At 67.3% G+C, this 20,143-nt stretch carries 15 protein-coding genes; 1 reads left to right on the top strand and 14 read right to left on the bottom strand.

What is annotated here, in order from left to right; translation table 11 throughout:
• Nucleotides 1–72 precede the first annotated feature (72 nt).
• The 14 genes from dusA to G539_RS23515 form a co-directional block, all read right to left on the bottom strand.
• Complete coding sequence (gene dusA / locus G539_RS0102860) at nucleotides 73–1,098, bottom strand: tRNA dihydrouridine(20/20a) synthase DusA (RefSeq protein ID WP_029073857.1); 1,026 nt, start codon at nucleotides 1,096–1,098, stop codon at nucleotides 73–75.
• Between the two features lie 192 nt (nucleotides 1,099–1,290).
• On the bottom strand, nucleotides 1,291–1,764 hold the full coding sequence (locus G539_RS0102865; protein ID WP_029073858.1) for a VOC family protein: 474 nt from the start codon (nucleotides 1,762–1,764) through the stop codon (nucleotides 1,291–1,293).
• Between the two features lie 179 nt (nucleotides 1,765–1,943).
• Nucleotides 1,944–2,957, bottom strand: coding sequence for a UDP-glucose 4-epimerase GalE (galE, locus tag G539_RS0102870; RefSeq protein ID WP_029073859.1), 1,014 nt, complete (start codon nucleotides 2,955–2,957; stop codon nucleotides 1,944–1,946).
• Nucleotides 2,958–3,003: 46 nt separating this feature from the next.
• Nucleotides 3,004–5,031 carry a calcium-binding protein gene (locus G539_RS0102875; RefSeq protein WP_029073860.1) on the bottom strand — a complete coding sequence of 676 codons (2,028 nt, stop codon included), beginning with the start codon at nucleotides 5,029–5,031 and terminating at the stop codon, nucleotides 3,004–3,006.
• A 26-nt stretch (nucleotides 5,032–5,057) separates the two neighbouring features.
• Nucleotides 5,058–6,248, bottom strand: coding sequence for a polysaccharide pyruvyl transferase family protein (locus G539_RS0102880; RefSeq protein WP_029073861.1), 1,191 nt, complete (start codon nucleotides 6,246–6,248; stop codon nucleotides 5,058–5,060).
• Nucleotides 6,249–6,307: 59 nt separating this feature from the next.
• Nucleotides 6,308–7,621 (bottom strand): glycosyltransferase family 4 protein, encoded by a 1,314-nt coding sequence (locus G539_RS0102885; protein WP_029073862.1) that lies wholly within the window; start codon nucleotides 7,619–7,621, stop codon nucleotides 6,308–6,310.
• Nucleotides 7,618–9,861, bottom strand: a complete 2,244-nt coding sequence (locus G539_RS0102890) for a hypothetical protein (RefSeq protein ID WP_035829900.1) — start codon at nucleotides 9,859–9,861, stop codon at nucleotides 7,618–7,620. Before G539_RS0102890 ends, G539_RS0102885 begins: the two co-directional genes overlap by 4 nt.
• 15 nt (nucleotides 9,862–9,876) lie before the next feature.
• Nucleotides 9,877–10,620 carry a hypothetical protein gene (locus G539_RS0102895; RefSeq protein ID WP_084639754.1) on the bottom strand — a complete coding sequence of 248 codons (744 nt, stop codon included), beginning with the start codon at nucleotides 10,618–10,620 and terminating at the stop codon, nucleotides 9,877–9,879.
• An 11-nt stretch (nucleotides 10,621–10,631) separates the two neighbouring features.
• Complete coding sequence (locus G539_RS0102900; RefSeq protein ID WP_029073865.1) at nucleotides 10,632–11,894, bottom strand: glycosyltransferase family 4 protein; 1,263 nt, start codon at nucleotides 11,892–11,894, stop codon at nucleotides 10,632–10,634.
• A gap of 2 nt (nucleotides 11,895–11,896) precedes the next feature.
• Complete coding sequence (locus tag G539_RS0102905) at nucleotides 11,897–12,730, bottom strand: class I SAM-dependent methyltransferase (protein ID WP_029073866.1); 834 nt, start codon at nucleotides 12,728–12,730, stop codon at nucleotides 11,897–11,899.
• The gene (locus G539_RS23510; RefSeq protein ID WP_051231041.1) at nucleotides 12,727–14,985 is read right to left on the bottom strand and encodes a glycosyltransferase; all 2,259 of its coding nucleotides are present in this window, start codon (nucleotides 14,983–14,985) and stop codon (nucleotides 12,727–12,729) included. The genes G539_RS0102905 and G539_RS23510 overlap by 4 nt, the downstream gene beginning before the upstream one ends.
• 88 nt (nucleotides 14,986–15,073) lie before the next feature.
• On the bottom strand, nucleotides 15,074–15,787 hold the full coding sequence (locus G539_RS0102915; RefSeq protein ID WP_029073867.1) for a calcium-binding protein: 714 nt from the start codon (nucleotides 15,785–15,787) through the stop codon (nucleotides 15,074–15,076).
• A 368-nt stretch (nucleotides 15,788–16,155) separates the two neighbouring features.
• Nucleotides 16,156–17,553 carry an HlyD family type I secretion periplasmic adaptor subunit gene (locus G539_RS0102920; protein ID WP_029073868.1) on the bottom strand — a complete coding sequence of 466 codons (1,398 nt, stop codon included), beginning with the start codon at nucleotides 17,551–17,553 and terminating at the stop codon, nucleotides 16,156–16,158.
• A complete protein-coding gene (locus G539_RS23515; protein ID WP_084639756.1) occupies nucleotides 17,550–19,331 on the bottom strand; it encodes a type I secretion system permease/ATPase in 1,782 nt (593 codons plus the stop codon). The genes G539_RS0102920 and G539_RS23515 overlap by 4 nt, the downstream gene beginning before the upstream one ends.
• 205 nt (nucleotides 19,332–19,536) lie before the next feature.
• Between G539_RS23515 and G539_RS0102930 the strand changes: the two genes are divergently transcribed.
• Nucleotides 19,537–20,106 carry a MarR family transcriptional regulator gene (locus tag G539_RS0102930; RefSeq protein ID WP_084639758.1) on the top strand — a complete coding sequence of 190 codons (570 nt, stop codon included), beginning with the start codon at nucleotides 19,537–19,539 and terminating at the stop codon, nucleotides 20,104–20,106.
• The last annotated feature ends 37 nt before the right edge of the window (nucleotides 20,107–20,143 follow it).

Here is a 20,143-nt window from a genome sequence, read left to right on the forward strand (position 1 = left end):
ACGCTGGAGCCTTATCCATAGCGATGCGGCCGGCGCCGATAAAGGCGCAGACCGACAAAGGACCTTTGCGCCTCAGGCGGCGGCGACCGACGCCGCGATCTCCTCGACGCTGGCGAGCGCCCGGTGGAAGACCTCGATACCCGCGCCGCGCGCCGCACCCTCCACCGTGAGGATCTGGCGGAAGCGCCGCGCCCCGGGGCGACCGTGATAGAGGCCGAGCATGTGGCGGGCGATGTGGTTGAGCGGCGTTCCCGCCGCCAGCTGCGCCTCGATATAGGGCAGCATGGCCTCGATGATCTCGCGCGGCTCCCGCTCGGGTGCGGCGACGCCATAGACGCGCCGGTCGACGGCGGCGAGCATCTCCGGCTCCTGATAGGCGGCGCGGCCGATCATGACGCCGTCGACTTGGGCGAGGTGCGCTTCCGCCTCGTCGAGCGACTTGATGCCGCCATTGATGCCGATGAAGAGATCCGGCAGCCGCGCCTTCAGCCGGTAGACCCGGTCATAGTCGAGCGGCGGGATATCGCGGTTCTCCTTCGGCGACAGGCCCTGCAGCCAGGCCTTGCGCGCATGCACCCAGAGCGCGTCGACGCCGGCTGCGACGACCGCGTCGGCCAGTTCGTCGAGCGCGATTTCGGGATCCTGGTCATCGACGCCGATGCGGCACTTCACCGTGACCGGGATCGACACCGCGTCCTTCATCGCGGCGACGCAGTCCGCGACGCGCTGCGGCTCGCGCATCAGGCAGGCGCCGAAGGTGCCGGACTGCACGCGGTCCGAGGGACAGCCGACATTCAGGTTGATCTCGTCATAGCCGAACTCGGCGCCAGCCCGCGCGGCGATCGCCACCTTGGCCGGATCGGAGCCGCCGATCTGCAGCGCCACCGGCTGCTCGAACGGATCGAAGCCGAGCAGGCGCTGCCGGTCGCCATGGATCACCGCCTCGGCGACGACCATCTCGCTATAGAGCAAGGCGTGCCGGCTCAGCTCCCGATGGAAGGTCCGACAATGCCGATCCGTCCAGTCGAGCATCGGCGCAACGGCCAGGACCGGAGCCTTGAAATAGGTCGATTTTCCCTGGCTTTCGGGCCCTTGCACCGTTCGGCTCTCCGATTTCTAGCTGCGCACCCGTCCCCGCTCCGCGCGGCGATGGCCGCGGTCGGGCAGAGGATCGTCCCGCTCCATACCGAGCACGCCGGAAGAGTTCAAGAACGCGCGTCGCCGCAAGGGCCGCGCGGCCGATGCGGCGCCGGGACGCGCCGACGCGAAGAATCAATGACGGATCGTCGTTCAGCCGCGCCGGGCCTTCTCGATCGCGGCAACGTCGATCTTCTGCATCGTCATCATTGCATCGAAGGCGCGTTTCGCCTCGTCACCGCCGGCCGCCATCGCGTCCGTCAGCGCGCGCGGGGTGATCTGCCAGGAGACGCCCCATTTATCCTTGCACCAGCCGCACATGCTCTCCTGCCCGCCATTGCCGACAATGGCGTTCCAGTAGCGGTCGGTCTCTTCCTGGTCGTCAGTGGCGATCTGGAACGAGAAGGCTTCGCTCTGCTGGAACACGGGCCCGCCGTTCAGACCGATGCAGGGAATGCCGGCGACGACGAAATCGACCGTCAGCACGTCGCCCTGCTTGCCGGACGGATAGTCGCTCGGCGCGCGGTGGACCGCGTTCACGGCGCTGTCAGGAAAGGTCTCCGCATAGAAGCGGGCCGCCGCTTCGGCGTCCTTTTCGTACCATACGCAGATCGTGTTCTTGGCAATCGCCATCGCTGAGCCCTCTCGGTTCGGAACTGAACGACATCCCGCAACGTAAGGCGCATCACCTCCGCCGTCCAACCGGGCTGCCACGCTGGGAGAATGCATTGCCTCCCCCGACGTTCCCCTACCGGTTCCAGGCGGTGACCAGGCGAACCTTCGCCTGCCACCGCCCCGATCGGCGATCAGACGGCTTCGAGCGCGGGCTTCGCTGCCTCCGCCCGCTCGCGCAGCGCCAGTTCCCAGGCGAGCGCGTCGGCGACGATGAGATCGAGGTCGTCGCGCTCCGGCCGGAAGCCGAGACGATCGCGGATCTGTCCGGTCGCCGCCACCAGCGACGGCGGATCGCCGGCGCGGCGCGGCGCGACACGCACGTCGAAGTCGACGCCCGAGACGCGCTTCACCGCCTCGATCACCTCCAGTACCGAGAAACCGCGGCCATAGCCGCAGTTCATGGTCAGGCTCTCGCCGCCCCGCTCCAGATGGTCGAGCGCGAGGACATGCGCCCGCGCCAGGTCGCTGACGTGGATGTAGTCGCGCACGCAGGTGCCGTCCGGCGTCGGATAGTCCTGCCCGAAGACATCGAGATGTGAACGCTGGCCGAGCGCCGCTTGGCAGGCGAGCTTGATCAGATGCGTCGCGCGCGGGAAGGACTGGCCGGAGCGGCCGGCCGGATCGGCGCCGGCGACGTTGAAGTAGCGCAGCACGACGGCGTTGATGTCATGCGCCGCCACCGTGTCACGCAGCATCCATTCGGTCATTAGCTTGGACGAGCCATAAGGCGAAATCGGCTGCATCGCCGCCGTCTCGGCAATCGGGCTCTGCTCCGGCTCGCCATAGACCGCGGCGGTCGAGGAGAAGATGAAGTTGCGCACGCCACCGGCCACGGCCGCCGCGATCAGCGCGCGCGATTTCACCGTGTTGTCGAAGTAGTAGCCGAGCGGATCCCTGACCGAATCCGGCACCACGATCGAACCGGCGAAATGCACGATCGAGGTGATGCCGAACTCGCGGATCAACCGCGCCACCAGCGCCTGGTCGCCGCAATCGCCCTTGACCAGCGGCACACCGGCCGGAACCTGTCCGACAAAGCCGGTCGAGAGATCGTCGAGCACGACGACCTCGCGCCGCGCATCGGAGAGCGCCAGCACCATGTGGCTGCCGATATAGCCTGCCCCACCCGTGACGAGAACGGTCATTCCGTGTTCCTGCTTTCTGGTTTCAGGGAGATCGCCGGGGCGATCCTCAGTAGAAGCTCATATGCTCCGGGCCGAGTTCGGCGAGCGTCACGTTCTCGATCAGGAAGCCGCTGCCGAAGCCGAAATCGACGCGGATGCCGTCCGGCGTGTCGACGGCATGCGCCAGGAAGCCCTCATAGTTGGCGAAGGCGCGGCCCGAGACCGGCTGGAAATAGAGATGGTCGCCCTCGTCGACGTTGAAGTCGGTGATGCGGTCGAAGCCTTCATTGTACTGACCGTCGAAGATGAAGGTGTCGGCGCCGGCACCGCCGGTCAGCGTGTCGTCGCCGCGCGAGCCGCGCAGGCGGTCGTCGCCGTCTTCGCCGAGCAGCGTGTCATTGGCCTTGCCGCCGAAGATCGTGTCGTTGCCCGTGCCGCCGCGCGCGTTCACCACGCCGCCGGTGTTCAACAGCTGGATGTAGTCGTCGCCGCTCGCGCCGACGACGTCGAAATCGACCGGCTGGTACACGCCGCCCGTCCCGATCAGCGGCCCGAACAGCGTCAGCTTCTCGATGTTCTGGAACAGGCCTCCGGTGGACGACGTTCCTGCCTCCATGTCGATCCGGAACGAGCCGCTCGACGTCGCCTGGATCTGCAGCGTGTCGATGCCGTCGCCGCCATCGATCCAGTCCGGGTCGAAATTGCTCATGAAGATCGTGTCGTTGCCGGCGCCGGCATTGATGCGGTCGAAGCCGCCACCGCCATTGATCCTGTCGTCGCCGGCGCCGCCATGAATGACGTTGCTGAGCGCATCGCCGATGAGGACGTCGTTGTGGCTGGAGCCCCAGATGTCCTCGATCGAGGTCAGCGTATCTCCCTGGGCGAAGCCGCCGACTTGCGTGCCGCGGGTCAGGTTGACGTCGACGCCGGCGATGGAGCCGGCATAGTCGACCCGGTCGCGGCCCGTCCCGCCGTCGATGCGGTCGGCGCCGGCGCCGCCATCGAGCACGTCGTCGCCATCGAGCCCCATCAGCCAGTCATTGCCCTTGCCGCCATGGATGACGTCGTTGCCGCCATAGCCGCGGAAGGTGTCGTCCCCATTGCCGCCGAGCAGCAGGTCGTTGCCCGACGCGCCGGCGACCTGGAAGCTCTCGACATTGACGATCTTGCTGCCGATCGCGCCCCAGGGGCGGATATCGATCGTCACGTCGCCGTCGGAATCCACCGCATCGATTGACACGGTGTCGAAGCCGTCGCCGCCGTCGATCCAGCCGAAGTCGCCCCGCGCCGAGAACGTATCGTCGCCGGCGCCGCCCAGCATCACCACGTCCGGATTGGCCGGCGGTGAGGTGTTGTTGGTCAGCTCCTGCCAGAGATGATCGTCGCCATCGCCGCCATCCATCCAGTCCGCCCCGCCGAAGCCGCCGAGATCGTCGTTGCCGGCGCCGCCATACAGGATGTCGTCGCCGCTGGTGCCGAAGCCGATATCGTTGTGCTCCGAGCCATGGAATTCGAGCCGCTCGAAGCCCGTCGCCAGCTTGCCATGCGGCGACAGGTAGTCGCCGTCATCGATCAGCGACAGGTCGCCGTTCGGCTGATGCCAGACAAAGAAGCCGGTGCCCCCCGTCTCGCCGGCGCGGAAACCGCTGACGTCGACGACCAGCGTGTCGGTGCCCGTGCCGCCTTCGAGGATCGAGACGCTCGACACCTCGACCCGGTCGTCGCCGGCGCCGCCATTGATGCGGTCGAGACCGCCGCGGCCGATCAAGACGTCGTCGCCGGCGTCTCCCTTCATGATCTCATTGCCCGCCGTGCCGGCGATCCAGTCGTCGAAGCGCGAGCCCCAGATGCTTTCGATCGAGAGCAGCGTGTCGCCCTCCGCATCGCCGCCGAGCTGGGTCGCCCGCGTCAGGTCGATGTCGATCGCCTGGGCGCTGTCGATGTAGTTGACCAGATCGACGCCGTCGCCCCCTTCGACGAGGTCCGCGCCGAGATAGGGGCGGATGCTGTCATCCCCCGCCCCGCCATAGAGATTGTCGGCCCCGGGTGTGCCATAGAGCGTGTCGTTCCCAGGCGTCCCATTCACGTCGACCATTATCGCGCGTCTCCCCAGCGACTGGTTCAGGCCACTTGCAGCATGTCGGCCCGCCTGGTCTCGCCAGAGCGCGCGACAAGCCGGGTATCCACGTTGTTCTCGAGAAGGAAGGCGCGGGTTTCGTCATAGACGCCGCGCCAGGCCGCGTTGAAGGCATCGAAGCGGCCCTGGTCCCAGTAGTCCTCCAGCACGAAGGCGGCATCGCCGAACAGGTCGTAGCTGGGGATGCGGTAGGTCTCGGCGAACTCCGCCGTGCGGCTGTCATAGGTGACGTAGATCGACGGCACGCCATTCGCGAGCGCCATCAGGTTGCCGTGCAGGCGATAGCCGAGCACGAGGTCCATGCGCCGCACCAGCGCCTCGTAATCGGCGACGACGTCGGAATAGAACAGCCGCTCGCGGTAGAGCGCTTCCATGGCGTCGTCGAAATACCACTGCGCGGCCCAGCCATTGGCGCGCAGCGCCGCGATCGCCTCCTCCTTCTGCGCGTCGGTGCCGAGGACGATCTTCTTCTCCTCCACCTCGCCCTGCGCCATCAGCGTGGTGTCGAAGCGGTTGGCGAGCGTCTTCACGAAATCGCGGTGGAAGGTCAGGTAGCGCTGGATGTCCTGCGCATAGGTTGGCGACACCTCGCGCCGGATCGTCAGCCCGACCTTCTCGACGTCGGCGAGCGGTGGCAGCGTGATCCGGAGGTCGGGATCGAGTTTCCGGAACGCGGTCGGGCAACCGATGATCCGCACATTGTCGATGCCGAGATCGGAAAGCACCTGCGCCGAGAAGGCGCCGCGCACGCCGATCGACGTGCTGAGATCGGCCATCGTACGCAGCACCTCGACGGTCTGATCGGAGAGTTCGAGCTTCCCGCGCACCGGCGCCTGCGCGCCGATGCCGAAGGCGAGCACCGGCAGGCCCAGCTTCCGGAGCACCGCGGCCGTGTCGTGCCACTGCATCTCGCCATGCACGTAGTTGGAGCCGCGCAGCATGACGTAGTCGTATTCCTCGCGCAGGCGATCGAGCGAATCCCAGTCGGGATTGTTGATCTCGAGGACGCCGATCTTCTCGAAGTTCAGCAACTTCAACGAGGAATCGAAGACGAACGCGTCGCCGATATTGTGGTAGTTGCCGATCGAGCGCTGGATGTTCTGGTACTGGTACCAGCGTACGCAATCGTGATCGTAGATTTCGCCTGACGGAATCATCACCAGCAAACGTGCCATACCGGTCTCCTTCTCCCCCCAGGGATGCGCCCCTTTGCGGGCTGCTTGCGCGCTTGTCGTCACGCGAGTTCGTGCCGTGAGGCGGGGCTTTCGCCCCGCGGCTGGTGGCCGTCGAGAATGGCGCGGTAAAGCGCGAGATGTTGCTCGGCACTGTCGACATGGCCGATGGGCCGGCGCATGGTCTGGCGCAGTCCCTCCCACATGGAGCCGTCCGACAGCACGTCGACGAAGCGGTCGGCGAGATCCTCTGGACTGCCGACGCGGAAGTGCAGCCCGTCCTGGCCGTTGCGCACCTTCTCCGCCATGCCGCCGATATTGCTGCAGAGCAGCGGCCGCCCGTGGAACAGCGCCTCCTCGATCACGACCGGCGAGTTCTCCCACCAGATCGAGGGCACGACGACCCAGTCGACCGTCTGCATGAGCTCGGGCATCTCCGCGTTCTGGTAGGAACCGTAGAAGCGGACGCGACTGCCGGCGTCCTCGATCAGCCGCCGCATCCGCGCCTGGAATTCGGGCGGCTGGAATTCGAGGTTGGCGCCGAAGATCATCAGCCTGGAATCCTCGCCCCAGATCCTCTCCGGCACGCGCGCCACCGCGTCGATCAGCACATCGACACCCTTGAAGGGCGTCATCTGGCCGAAATAGGCGAAGCGGCTGCGGCGCTGCTCGCTGCCCGGAAGCGTGCGCGGCGGCGCCGGCTGGTCCACCGCCAGCCCGTTCTCGATGACGAACAGGCGGTCGGGCGACAGTCCCCAATCGGCATAGCGCTGCGCCAGGAAGGCGCTCGGCGAGACGTAGGCGTCGGCCAGCTCCAGCATCGCGCGCACGAAGCGCTCGCGCTTCAGGAAGCGCGACGGAGCGATGTCGGGGAAGCAGGCGTGGCAATCCGTCGGCGAGGCGCGGCGGCAGAGCTGCGATCCCTTCGTCTTCACCATCTGGCCGTGATGGTGGCAGACCGACAGGAACTCGTGGAAGGTGACCACCAGCGCCGCGTCCGGTAGCGCCTCGCGCACGGCATAGAGCGCCTCCAGCCCGAGCCCCAGCACATGATGGAAATGCACCACATGCGGCCGGAGATCGCGAACGAAGCGCACGAGATCGCGCTGGATGTCGTCGGTGTTCCGGTTCGACAGGAAGAAGTGATCGTAGTCGTCGCTGTGGAACAGGATGTCGGACGCGCTCTGGCGCAGGCTCATCAGCGCAGTGCCGGCGTGGCGGGGCGTCGGCGAGCCCACCCGCGCCAGATAGACCGAGCGAGTGCCGGCCAGCGCGTTCAGCCCCTTGTGCAGATTGTGCGAGGCGATCTCGGCCCCGCCGAGCGAGAGGCTCGGATGACCGTGGCTGACGACGAGGACGCGCAATTCCTCGCTCATGCCGCCACCGCCCGGACCATGGTCGCGATCGTCTCGGACCAGCGTGTCTCGAAGACGGCCCGGTCGATGGTGCGGGCATGCACGTCCCAGGCGTCGCGGTCGGCCTGCCCTTCGGCGCCGAGCATGCGGACGGCCGGCAGCCAGTAGGCGCGAGTGCCGACCTTGGAGAGGCGGAGCGCCAGGTCCATGCCCTTGGCGCGATTGCCGAGATAACCCTGCCCGCCCTGCGTCAGGGGCACGATCGCTGATTTCGCCAGCACGCAGCACTCCAGATTGGCCATCGGCGTCACGGCCGGCGCGACGTCGTCGAGCGTCGCGACCGGATAGCCGACATAATTCTCGGAAAGGCCGCCGCCCTCGCCGCCCAGCCGGTAGCCGGCCCAGCGGATCGAGTCGTCCTCGTAGAGCAGCGCTGGCGAGATGATGACGGAGGAGTCCGTCTCGCGATGCGCGGCGCAGAGCTGGCCGAACCAGCCCTTGCCGGCCGGCACCAGCGCGCCCGACAGCAGCACGACGCGATCCGTGCGCGCGGCGCCCGCTCCGACGGTCAAGGCGTCGAAGACGTCGTTGCAGCCGCCGACGGCGACGAGATGGAGCGACAGGCCATAGAAATCCGCGAGCCGCCGCGCCTCGCCGCGCAGGCCGGCGATCGCCACCTCCGGCCCCGCCAGAATCACCGGCGCGGCACGAACTTCCGGGTCGAGCGCGAGAAGCGCCAGGAGTTGCCCGACATCGGCGGCGTGCTCGTCGACCCCGATCACCAGCGTCGTGTCACCCGAAGCGACGGAGGCGCCGCCGACATGCTCGAGCTTCTCGACGCCGGCTGGCCGGGTGGCCGCGGCCGCCACCATCGGGATCAGGTGCCGCTCGACGATCTCGGACGCCGCGGCAGCGCGGGCGCTGATCGAGCGCAGCTGGCGCGACACCGCCTCGCGATAGGTGACGCGCTTCGGCACGATCGGCAGATAGGCCGGCGGCGCATGCGGAATGGACAGCTCGACATAGATCGGCGCGCTGCCGTCCGCGTCGAAATCCGGGATGAAGACGGTGAAGCCGTGACCATGATGGGCGTGGTCGAAGCGAGCCTGGAAGGGCGGCTTGCCGTCGAACGCCGCCGACACATCCGGCCGGTCGACCCGGCTCCAGACTTCCGACAACTCGATCGCCACCTGGCGACGCTTGAGCTTGATGCCCTCGACGCGCCGGTCGGGGTCGAGGAACCAGCCGGAGAGGAGGAGCCCGCCCTGCTCGACGCGAAGCGCATGGTCGATCGCCATGCGGACCGGCAGAGCCAGCCCGGAGACCGTGTCGAGACCCTCATAGCGGTAGGCAGCGTCGCGCAGCCGGCCCACCACCTCGGCCGAACCGCGGATCTTGGGCAGGATGGCGCGAGCGAAGCCCGGCGTATCGCGCGGCGGCGCCAGCAGGCGCTGCTCGTAGACATCGGAATAGCGCCAGCCGTCGCGGCCACGAAAATAGACCCGCTGCATGCCGAAGGGGTCGATCGGCTCCGGGGCCACCAGCAGCGCGGCGAAGCCCTTGCCCTTGCTGTTCAGATCCTGCCGGTCGAAGGCGGCGCCCGTGCATTCGGCGATCTGCGCGGTCGCACCTGAGATCAGGACGCGGCTGACCCCGGCGCGAACGTCGGAGGACCAGCCCTGGACATAGACGTCGCCGTCCTCGAACGCGCCGATGATCTCGATGAAGCCGTCCGGCTTGGCGCTCGCCTCGACGAAGGTCGTCATCGCAGCAAGCTTGCGACGGCTCATCGGGCCCTGGCTCAGCATCGCCACGATGGCATCGATCACCGCCGGCAGGTGCGCGCCGGCCAGGCTCGCCAAGGTCGTAGCTAAGGCGGCGGGACGCATGAACTCCGGCGCGACGCGATAGGATGCGCCCCTGCCCTGCGCCCGGAACGCCAGGGCGCTGAGCCGCTCGCCCTTGAGCGGGCCGGCAAAAACCAGAGCGACGAAACCGTGCGAGCCCCGGCCCTTGGCATCGCCAAGCGGCCAGCTGACCACAGGCGCCTTGCCGGGCAACGCCGGATCGCCGTTCAGCATTATCGCCTGGGTGCCGCTCATCGGCGCACCGGCGCCCAGCACCAGGACGAAGCTTTCGTTGATCGGACAGGCGATCAGGCCCTCGGTGACGGACACAGCAGCGCCGCCATCCGACCGCGACGGTGGCCTGGGCGTGCGCCCCGCCTTCGTCTCGTGCCCCGTCTCACCGTCCTGGAACATACCGTCTCGCTCCGGTCAGTTCAGAAAGGCGGCGAGCGTCGCGCCCGCGCCGACGACGATGCCGACCAGGGTCGCCATCACCAGCATCAGCGGCTTCAGCTCGCCGCGCCCGCGCTTGGAGAGCGCGTCGATGCGGCCCTCCAGGCCCGCCACGATGCCGTCGAAGCGCATCAGGAAGATTTCGAGTTCCGACAGGCGATTGACGATCTCGGACTGGGTCGTCTCGATCTGGTCGATCTGGGCCGGCGAGGCATCGGCCCCGCGCGGTGCGCCATCGCCGTCAGTCGCGGCGCGCTGCACGCCGCGCTGGTTCAGTTGCAGCTGGCGCTGCGCCGCCATCAGGATCTCGAGCTTTTCCAGCACGCGGGTCAGCGGCGCCGCGATCAGCGCCTCGGCGGCCTGTTCGTCCAGCGTCGGCGCGTAGAGGATGCGCTCCTCGCCGGTCGGCGAGACAGCGACGATCGACAGGTCGCGCTGGCGCGCCGCCACGCTCTCCGGCAGCGGGATGTCGAAGGCGTGCTGGCCGTCCCCGACGCCGTTGCGGCGGAGATCCGAGCGCAGCTTGTCGGCCGTCACCTCGGCGATCTTCTGTGCCCCAAGCGAAACGATGACCTGCATGCGGGCGTTCGGGTGGCTGCGGTCGAAGGCCCAGCCATAGAGGCGGCCATCGTCGATCGCGTCGACACGGCCGGTCACGCCGAGCGGCGCGTCTCCGGCGTCGGGCTTCTGCGGCAGGGGAATGGCTTCGGCGGCTGACATGGCAACCTCCCTCAGGCTTGGACGGGTTGACGCGCGAGCGCTTCGAAGAGCGCCAGATAGTCTCCGGCAACGTCGTCGATCGTCGGCGGAGGTCGCGCCGCCTCGGCCAGGCGCTGCCAGAGTTCGGGATCGCCGGCGGCCTGGCGCATGGCGCGGGCGAGATCGATCGGATCGTCGGGCGCGACCGTCAGGCCGTTGACGCCGTGCTCGACCATTTCGGCCATGCCGCCGATGCCCGAGACGATGACAGGCCGACCCTGCTGCTGCGCTTCCTGGATGACCAGCGGCGCGTTCTCCCACCAGATCGACGGTACGACGACCCAGTCGACCGCCGCCATCAGGCGCGGCACGTCCTCGCGCCGATAGGCGCCGCGCCGAACCACATGCGAATTGGTGCGCTGGAAACGTTCGTCGAGCTCGGTCTTGAAGGCATCGGCCTGGAACGGCGTCCCGCCATGCACCCGCAGCTCGAAATCGACGCAGGATTCGATCAGGCGCTCCGCCGCGTCGAGCAGAACGGTGCCGCCCTTCCACGGGTTCAGATTGCCGAAATAGCCGAAGACGTTGCGCGGTCCGTCGGCTCCGCGCGGCCGCGAAGGGATCGCGCCCGGCGCGGGCTGGCCATTGGCGATGACGTCGATCCGGTCCGCGTCGAGGCCCCAGGCGATGAAGCGATCCCTCAGGAACTGGCTCGGCGATACGAAGCGGTCGACGGTCGAGAGCAGCGTCTTCAGATAGCGCTCGCGCAGCAGGAACTGGTCGGCGCCGACCTCGGGAAAGCAGCCGTGGCAGCGATCCGGCGAGGCGCCATGACAGCGCTCGCGGCCGCTGGTGCGCATCATCAGGCCGTCATGGGCGCAAATGAGATAGTAGTCGTGCAGCGTCATCACGATGCGCGCCTTGGGCAGCACGCGCCGCACCAGAGCCGGGAATTCCGCGCCGATCAAAAGCAGGTGGTGGATGTGCACGACATCCGGCCGGAACTCGGTCAGCAGTTCCTCGAGGTCCGGGATGACGCCGTAGAGATCGACCTGGCTCATGAAGAAGCGGTCGAAATGGCCGGCCCAGAGCAGGATCTCGTCGTGGCCGTTGCCGATGCCCTGGAAGCTGGTGCCGGGTTTCTCGTCGCGGTGCAGACGGTTGGTGGCGCCGAGGAACAGCGCCTCTGCGCCACGCCGCTGATAGGCACGGAACAGGTCGTGCGCGAAGATCTCGGTACCACCGGGGTGGAGGTCGGGATGGTTGTGCGCGACGACGAGGATGCGTTCGGCCATGCTCACCCCGCCTTCTCGGCGACCAGGATGTCCTGGTAGTGCGCCGCCGGCTGGCCGCGCCAGTGGCCAAGGCTTTTCAGGGAGAGCGACAGGCCGAAGCCCTGGATCAGGCGCTCGAAGAAGCCGTCGTCGTAACCGACCGCGCCGAGCGGCGCGGTGCGGTCGACGAGCCAGGCCGGCCCCTCGCCCTCGCGCTTGAACTGCAGGCGCGGATCGCGCTGCGGCAGCGCGCGCTGCGCCGCCTCGTCGAGCACGAAGGCGGTGATGAACAGCCTGCCGCCCGGCGCCAGCAAACGGCGCGCCTCGCGCACATAGGCGGCGATCTCGCGCGGCGGCAGATGCGTCGCCACCGAGACCATGAAGATGAAGTCGAAGCTCTCCGGCTCGAACGCCAGCCGCAACGCCTCGCCCTTGATCGTGCCCTTCGGATTGTAGATGTGATGGGCGACGTCGATCGCGTCAAAGCGGAAATTGTCGTAGGCCGGGGTGATGTGCTCCCGACACCACGCCACACCCTGCGCCACGGGATCGACACCCCAATAGGCGCCGGCCGGCGTCAGATACTGCGTCAGCGGCACCGCGATGCGGCCGATGCCGCTGCCGATGTCGAGCACGCGGTCATCCGGCAGGATGCCGCCCAGCCGCACCAGATGGCCGAGAAACTCGGCCCCGATCGCGCGATAGTCGCCGTCACCGACAAAGATGCTGTCGATCGTCGGCTCGGGCAGGAAGCGATTGGCCTGCACGCTCTGCTGTAGCCAGGCGAGCCGCGCCTCGTCGAAATCCGGTCGCGCCGGCGTCTCCGCCACGGCCTTCAGCGCCACAGCCGCCGTCATGCCGCGTTCCTCCGGCGGCCGGCGGCCTCCTCGACGGGAGGCTCGGGATCGCGGACCGGCGGCGCCTCCTCGCCCATCAGCGCGGCGATGTCGGCATCCCAGCGCCGGGTGTGCAGCCAGGAATTGTAGCGCGACGCGATTCCACGCATGTAGTCGCCATTGCGACGCATCGAGCGGCGCTCGAGATGATAGAGCGCAACGGACGGTTCATAGGCGATCTCCTGCCCGACCGACCGGATCTTCAGGCAGATGTCGCTATCCTCGTAATCGCCGATCACATAATCCTCCGAGAAGCCGCCGACGTCGCGGAACGTGTCGCGCATCATCACCAGGCAGGCGCCCGTCACCGCCGGCACCAGCCGCGCGGCATTGGCCGGCCGATGGCCGCCCGGCATGCCCTTGTGGAAATGATGGTTGAGCCAGGTCCCGCGCGCGTCGCGCTGGAAATAGAGCCCCGCATGCTGCAGCGAACCGTCCTCGAACAGGAGCTTCGGCCCGATCGCGCCGATCCGCTCGCCGCCGCCCAGCCGGTCGGCGAGGCGCGACAGCCAGTCCGTCGAGGTCGGGATCACGTCCGAATTCAGGAGATTGACCACCAGGCCGCGCGCCAGCGTCACGCCGGCATTGTTGGCCCGCGCGTAGCCGCCATTGGAGCTCATCACGGCGAGCATCATCGGCATGCGATAGAGGCGGTAGAGCCCGCCCAGCATATGGCTGACGTCGTCGGCCTGCTCGGGTGAATCCAGGACGAAGATGATCTCGGTCACGTCGCGCAGGCCGGGATCGGTGGCGAAGGCCGCCACCTGGAAGCGGAGGAAATCGAGCACCCGGTAGAGCGGCACGATGATCGAGAACAGCGGCTCGGTCGGAGGCGTCCCAAACTGTTCCGTCCGCGCCACGGAAACCTGATCGACGAGGCGTCTCTGGATCTCGGCCAACGCTGGCCCGAGCGTGGTGGCGAGCAATTCGCCGCTTGCATGGTGCATCGGCACGGAGCGCAGCGCGCCCGCCCGCATCGTCGCCGCGTCGACCGGCTGGGGCTTCGGGACGAGCGGAATCTCGCCGCCGGTCTTCAGGCGCAGGCGAAAACGCGGCTGAAGAAGCGGCCCCGTCGGCCGATCCTGCGGCAGATAGGCGATGAAGCCCGTGGCGTCGTCGGGCGCATGGCCTTCCGCCGTCGCGACGCGGCCGGGAAAGCGATGCCAGACGGCATCGAGGGCGCGGGCGCCGTCGCCGCCAACATGATCGATGCCGGCGACGAGGCGCTGCGGATCGCGAAACCAGCCGCCGGCCAGCAAGCCTCCGTCGAGCGACAGGGCGAGGTCGACCTCGGCGCCGGGCTGGAACGGGGCCAGTTCGGCCACGCGGGCCGGGACGGCGGCGCGCGCCTGCATGTCGATCACGGCGAGGCGCGCCTCTTCCGACTTGGCCGACAGGGCGCGCACGAGGAACTCGGTCAGCGCACCGTCATTGCGGCGGGCGCCCCACCAGCGCAGGAAGCCCGGCTGCGGCTTCCTGGCGGGCGTCAGCGCGCGGATCGCGGTGCCATGCTCGCCGATCAGGACGAGCGTGCCGGCGCCCAGCGCCGCGAGGTCGCCATCGGCCAGCAGGATCAACCCGCGCCGCCCCTGGCGATCGGCCTTGCGGCGGTGAATTTCGAGGGTCAGGCGGCGAACGCCCTGCGCCGTGACCAGATGGGCGGAGGCGACGTCGCCAAGATCCGCGCTCGTCACGAACTCGATCAGCGTGGTTTCGCGCGTCGGCTGGCAGGCGATGGCGGCCTGGGCGTCGCCCGGCTGCAGTTCCCGCGCCAGGGCCCGGATCGCCTCGGCATAGGCGGAGGAGCGCGCCAGGCGGAAGGCGCCGCACCAGGAAGTGAGCAGCGCCGTCAGCAGGGAGACGCGGCCGCGGCCGTCGAGATCCTCGACCAGGGACGCGATCTCGGAAGCGATGAAGGGATCGCCGGGATCGACCTCGACGACGTCGGAGGGCCCGAGCGTGCCGGCCGATACCGACAGCCGGACCGGCTTGCGGGGGCGCATCGCCCAGAGAACGCGCGTGCCGCCTTCCACGAGGCCAAGCCGCAGGCTCGCCAGCGGCGCCAGCCCTTCGCCGTCCAGCCGTTCGCAACGCGGCGGCACCGACAGACTGCCTGGAACATCCCAGGCGACCACCGACACATCCGCAGCCAGCTTCAGGCTTCGTATCGCCTCGGCGCGCCCGTCGGCGGGCGAGAGCGGGACGATTTCCAGCATGCCGGCACCTCGATGTCGCTTACTCGGAGAACATCTGCGGCGCCCGATGGGAGGGGCCGGGCGCCGCAGGTCATCAGCTGACGGGGGATCAGCCGATCACGAAATAGCTGTTGGGATTGTTGTGGACGTCTTCGGCGTTGACGTTCACCAAGGTGATCGAGTCACCATGGCCAAGATCAATCACAGTGCTGGTGCCGACCTGCGTCGCGCGCGCGGCAAGATCATCGGCCGACGTGATGTCGGAGCCGTTGATGTTCTTGGCGATCTGCAGCAGATCCTCGCCCGCCTGGAAGTCGAGCACGACGTCGTTGCCGCCGCCGCCGGAGAAGACGAAGACATCATTGCCGGCGCCGCCAGTCAGGATGTCGTTGCCCTTGCCGCCGTCGAGGATGTCGTTGCCGGCGCCGCCATTCAGGATGTCGCTGCCATGGCCGCCAAAGAGAACGTCATCGCCGAGGCCGCCGAGCAGGATGTCGTTGCCGTTGCCGCCATCGAGGATGTCGTTGCCGTTGCCGCCGTCGAGGACGTCATCGCCGTTCTCGCCGAAGAGCTGGTCGTTGCCGTCGCCGCCGAACAGGAAGTCGGTCCCGTTGCCGCCGAACAGCGCGTCGTCGCCAATTCCGCCGAACAGCTGATCGTTGCCGTTCTCGCCGAAGAGGGTGTCGTTGCCCGCGCCACCGAAGATCGAATCGTCGCCGTTGCCGCCGAACACCGTGTCGGCGCCACCATGGGCGAAAATGATGTCGCTGAATCGCGAGCCGAAGAGGACGTCGTCGTACGCCCCGCCTTCTAGTGTGGCCATTGAAGTCTCCTATGACAGTCGCTTCTCGCCACCCAGATCGAAGATCCCGGCGGCCGCTACGCCCTGCCCCACCCCAAGGGGCACCCGGCAAGGCATGACGCACTGCACTATAGTCGACCGGTCGATTACTTCAACGAATTTATCTACGCCTCGATCAATTATAACTTCCGAAAACTGTCACAATTATTGGATTAATTCGATGAATTACATATCAATACGCACATCGATGAAACTAAATTGCCGCGAAATATGAAATAGTTTCGATATGAAATTGCTGCAATGCAGCATGAGCCGACCACGCGACAACGCCGGAAGCCTCCGGCCGCGCCATGCGACCGGAGGCCCCGAACAGGCGATCCGTAGCGCGATTATTCTTCGTGGAAGGCGGCGTTGAGGCTGTCGGTGATCGGCGACAGCAGGTAGTCGATCGCCAGCCGCGGCTTGTTGATGATCAACACGTCGGCCGGCATGCCGGGATAGAGCTTGATGCCCGGCGCCGCCGCGAGCGACTCCGGCAGCACCTCGGCGCGGACGACGAAATAGGTCTGGTTGGTGCGCTCGTCGACGACGTGGTCGGCGGCGACATAGGTCAGCCTGCCCTCGAGCGGCGCGTGGCGGCGCTGGTTGTAGGCGGTAAGGCGGACCCGCACCGGCGAGCCGACCCGGATGCTGTCGATGTCGGTCGGACTGACATGCGCCTCGATCACCAGGGGCTCGTCCTCGGGAACGATGTCCATCAGCGGCGCGCCGGCCGAGATGGCGCCGCCGACCGTGCGGACCTGAGCATTGACGATGACGCCCGCCTGCGGCGAGCGAACCTCGAGCCGCTGCAGCACGTCGCGCGCCGCGACGATGCGCTCGTCGACATCGGCGAGTTCGCTCTGCGCGATGGCGATGTCGCCGGCCACCTGCTGCTGCCAGTCCTGGGTCAGCGCCAGCAGTTCCAGCTTCGCGCCCGCCTTGGCCTGCTCGGCCTTGGCGCGGTTGGCGGTGAACTCGCCGGAATCGCCCTGCAGCTCGCTGAGCTTCGAGTCGATCTCCAGCAGCTGCGAGCGCCGCGCGAACCCCTTCTCGACCAGGCCGGCGATGGCGCCGCGCTGCTCCTGCAGCAGCGCGATCTGGCGCTGCGTCGCCTCGGCCTGCGCGGAAAGCGCCTGCGCCTCCGCCTCGTGCTGCTCGATGGACTTGCGCTGCACGTCGAGGCGCCCGCCCTTGGCGGCCAGCCGGCTGGTGAAGAATTTCGTTTCCGCCGCGATAGCGTCGCGGGCCGCCTGCTCTGTCGCCTCGAGCAGCTCGGCTGGAAAAGTGATCGCGGCCGCTTCTGCCTGCTCGCTGCGGAGCCGCGCCAGCTTCGCCGTCAAGGCGAAGCGCCGGGCGGTCAATTGCTGCAGCTCGGAGCGGGCGCGCGTGTCGTCGAGCAGGATCAGCGGCTGGCCCGGTTGGACGACGTCGCCTTCCCGGACGAGCAGGCGCTTCAGGATGCCGCCCTCGAAATGGCTGACGGTCTTGCGCTTGGTATCGGCGACGACCGAGCCGCTGGCGACCGCCGCGCTGTCGAGATTGGCGGAGAACGCCCAGCTCATGAAACCGCCGAAGCCGACGACGATGGCCACCAGCCCCGCGATCACCGGCACCTTGAGGCTCGGCTCGCGGTCGATGACGTCGTTGCGGCTGCCTCGGATGGCCGTCGCGTAGACGACCGCCGGCACGGCTTCGCGCCGGACCTTGTCGATGTCGGCCCGGGACTGCCTGGTCAGATCGTTCATCGGCGGTCTCCGGCCTTGGCGATCGCCGGCGTGGGCTTGGCTGGCGACCGGTCGCCATGCATCGGCGAGACGATGTCGGTCCGCGGACCGAACTGGGACACCCGGCCGTTTTCGAGCACGAGCAGCTTGTCGGCGACCTCCATGATCGCCGGCCGATGCGCGATGATCACGACGATCGCGCCGTCGGCCTTGGCGGCCCGGATGGCGCGGATCAGCGCCGCCTCTCCGGTTGCATCGAGATTGGCATTGGGCTCGTCGAGCACGATCAGGCGCGGGTGGCCGTAGAGGCAGCGCGCGAGTGCGACACGCTGTCGCTGGCCACCGGAGAGTGTCAGCCGCGCGTCGCCGACCGGCGTGTCGTAGCCGAGCGGCAGCCGGCCGATCATCTCGTGCACATCCGCCATGCGCGCCGCCTCGATGACGGCGCGCGGGTCGCCATCGTCCATGCGGGCGATGTTGTCGCGGATGGTGCCGTCGAGCAGCGAAACCGATTGCGGCAGGTAGCCGACGAACTGGCCGAAGGAGCCGCGCTCCCAGAGATAGACGCTGTTGCCATCCAGATAGACGCCGCCGGCCGTCGGCTTGATGATGCCGACGAGGAGCCGAGCGAGGGTCGACTTGCCGGCCGCGGAGGGACCGATCACGCCGAGCACCTCGCCTGGCGACAGGCTGAACGAGACGCCCTTGATGATCGGAACGTCCTGCCCGGCCGCCGCATAGATCAGCCGGTCGACGACGAGATCGCCCTCGCAGACGGCGGTCGGCATGGTCTGCCGGTCCGATCCCTCGGATTCGATCAGCTCGCGCACCCGCTTCCAGGCGCCTGATGCCGCCACCCACTGGCGGCCGTTTTCCACGACGCTGTCGAAGGGCATCAGCAGCCGGCCCATGACGATGGTCGAGGCGATCATCGCGCCGCTGGAGATTTCCTGGCGGATCGCCAGGATGCAGCCGAGCGCCAGCACGAAGAGCTGCATGCCGTACCGGATGGTGCGCGTGACGGTCGCGATGATCTTGCCGCGGCGATTGCCGGCCTCGAGCATTTCCAGCGCGCTGAACTGGGCGAGGCGCCAGCGCGCCGCGAGCGCGGGCAGCATGCCCATGCTCTCGATCACCTCGGCATGGCGGACATGGCCGGCCACCCCGCCGATCGCTTCGATATTGGCCTTGTTGGCTTCGGACAGAAGGCCTCGGGTCGAGATGTCCAGCGCGATGCTTGATATGATCAGGATGAGGATGGAGACGATTCCGACGATGCCGAAACCGGGATGCAGCAGGAACAGCACGGCCAGGAAGATCGGGCTCCACACCGCCTCGAGCGGAGCGCTGACGGCATGACTGGTGAGAAACGACCTGAGTTCGGCGAGATCGCGCAGGGCCTGCGCCGCGCGGCTGGTTCCCTCGCGCGCCGAGGCGCGGATCGAGGCGGTCAGGACCGGGCCGTTCAGCTTGCGCACAAGCCGGCCGCCCATCACCTGGAAAATCTGGGAGCGGATAAACTCAAGAATGCCGTAGAGCGCGAGCGCGCCTGCTGCCAATATAGACAGCATGGCAAGCGTATCCATGCTGCGGCTGTTCAGCACCCGATCGTGCACCTGAAGCATATAGAGGGGAGTCGTGAGCTGCAGGACATTGATGAACGCACTCAACATGGCGGCATAGCCGAGACCACCGAGGAAGGAGCGACGAGCCTCGATGATGACAGCCTGGGGAACATCGACGTCTCCCCGCGTCTTCGCACCTGCAACATGCGACGACGTTATTTCAATTTTCGGCATAATATTGGATTGCCTTGAAATTGTCATTTCTGAACTTTATCGTTCATCTTCAAGGGTGTCCAGAAGATACATTTAATCGAATTTTCTGGCAATCCTAACTAATGCTTGATTCTAAGACGTCTATAGGTTGAAGCATTACCGAATTTAGACGACTACTTATAACAATGCTTCAAAAGTTGAACTAACTTAGCAATGCGGGGCCAAAATGACACGAGAACTTCTGCAAGCGGCGGTAGAAGTCGAAGAGTCGAATATCAAGACTGCGGCTGGTAGCAATCTCGCAAATGCGAGCATTCCCACGGCGGCAATCGACAATGACGGGGGACATGTCACTCATTTCGAGCTGGCCAGGACCATCGAGCGCGTCAATCGGCGCTTCACCGACCTGCTCCGAATCGAGATGGGCAAGCTCGGCGTCGGCGATATCGGCCCGGCCCAGGTGATGGTGTTGTTCACCATCGGCAATGGCGACCTCTCGGTCCGCGACCTCCTGGACAAGGGCCACTATCTCGGCTCGAACGTCTCCTACTACCTGAAGCAGCTGGTCGATCTCGGCTATATCGACCGCGTCGCCTCGCAGCGCGACCGTCGCTCGGCCCGGATCAGCCTGTCGCAGAAGGGGCATGACCTCTGCCAGGCGCTGCGCGCCACCGACGACACCTATCACCGCCTGCTGGTGCGGGACGAAGGGGAATCGCGCGAGCTCGACAACGCCTATCGCCTGCTCCAGAAGCTGGAGCTGGTTTGGACCAATGCAACGCGCTACGGCGCGTAACGGACGGCAGCCCCGCCATTGCCGGGGCGCCCTGACC

Origin of the sequence: Kaistia adipata DSM 17808, assembly GCF_000423225.1 — a bacterium.
Lineage (GTDB): Bacteria > Pseudomonadota > Alphaproteobacteria > Rhizobiales > Kaistiaceae > Kaistia > Kaistia adipata.

Bases quoted from the DNA above. Each gene is read 5' to 3' on its own strand.
- G539_RS0102900 (WP_029073865.1), bottom strand. From the start codon at position 11,894: ATGGCCGAACGCATCCTCGTCGTCGCGCACAACCATCCCGACCTCCAC.
- G539_RS0102885 (WP_029073862.1), bottom strand. From the start codon at position 7,621: ATGAGCGAGGAATTGCGCGTCCTCGTCGTCAGCCACGGTCATCCGAGC.
- G539_RS23510 (WP_051231041.1), bottom strand. From the start codon at position 14,985: ATGCTGGAAATCGTCCCGCTCTCGCCCGCCGACGGGCGCGCCGAGGCG.
- G539_RS0102905 (WP_029073866.1), bottom strand. From the start codon at position 12,730: ATGACGGCGGCTGTGGCGCTGAAGGCCGTGGCGGAGACGCCGGCGCGA.
- galE (WP_029073859.1), bottom strand. From the start codon at position 2,957: ATGACCGTTCTCGTCACGGGTGGGGCAGGCTATATCGGCAGCCACATG.
- G539_RS0102895 (WP_084639754.1), bottom strand. From the start codon at position 10,620: ATGTCAGCCGCCGAAGCCATTCCCCTGCCGCAGAAGCCCGACGCCGGA.
- G539_RS0102915 (WP_029073867.1), bottom strand. From the start codon at position 15,787: ATGGCCACACTAGAAGGCGGGGCGTACGACGACGTCCTCTTCGGCTCG.
- G539_RS0102880 (WP_029073861.1), bottom strand. From the start codon at position 6,248: ATGGCACGTTTGCTGGTGATGATTCCGTCAGGCGAAATCTACGATCAC.
- G539_RS0102890 (WP_035829900.1), bottom strand. From the start codon at position 9,861: ATGTTCCAGGACGGTGAGACGGGGCACGAGACGAAGGCGGGGCGCACG.
- G539_RS0102930 (WP_084639758.1), top strand. From the start codon at position 19,537: ATGACACGAGAACTTCTGCAAGCGGCGGTAGAAGTCGAAGAGTCGAAT.
- G539_RS23515 (WP_084639756.1), bottom strand. From the start codon at position 19,331: ATGCCGAAAATTGAAATAACGTCGTCGCATGTTGCAGGTGCGAAGACG.
- G539_RS0102920 (WP_029073868.1), bottom strand. From the start codon at position 17,553: ATGAACGATCTGACCAGGCAGTCCCGGGCCGACATCGACAAGGTCCGG.
- G539_RS0102875 (WP_029073860.1), bottom strand. From the start codon at position 5,031: ATGGTCGACGTGAATGGGACGCCTGGGAACGACACGCTCTATGGCACA.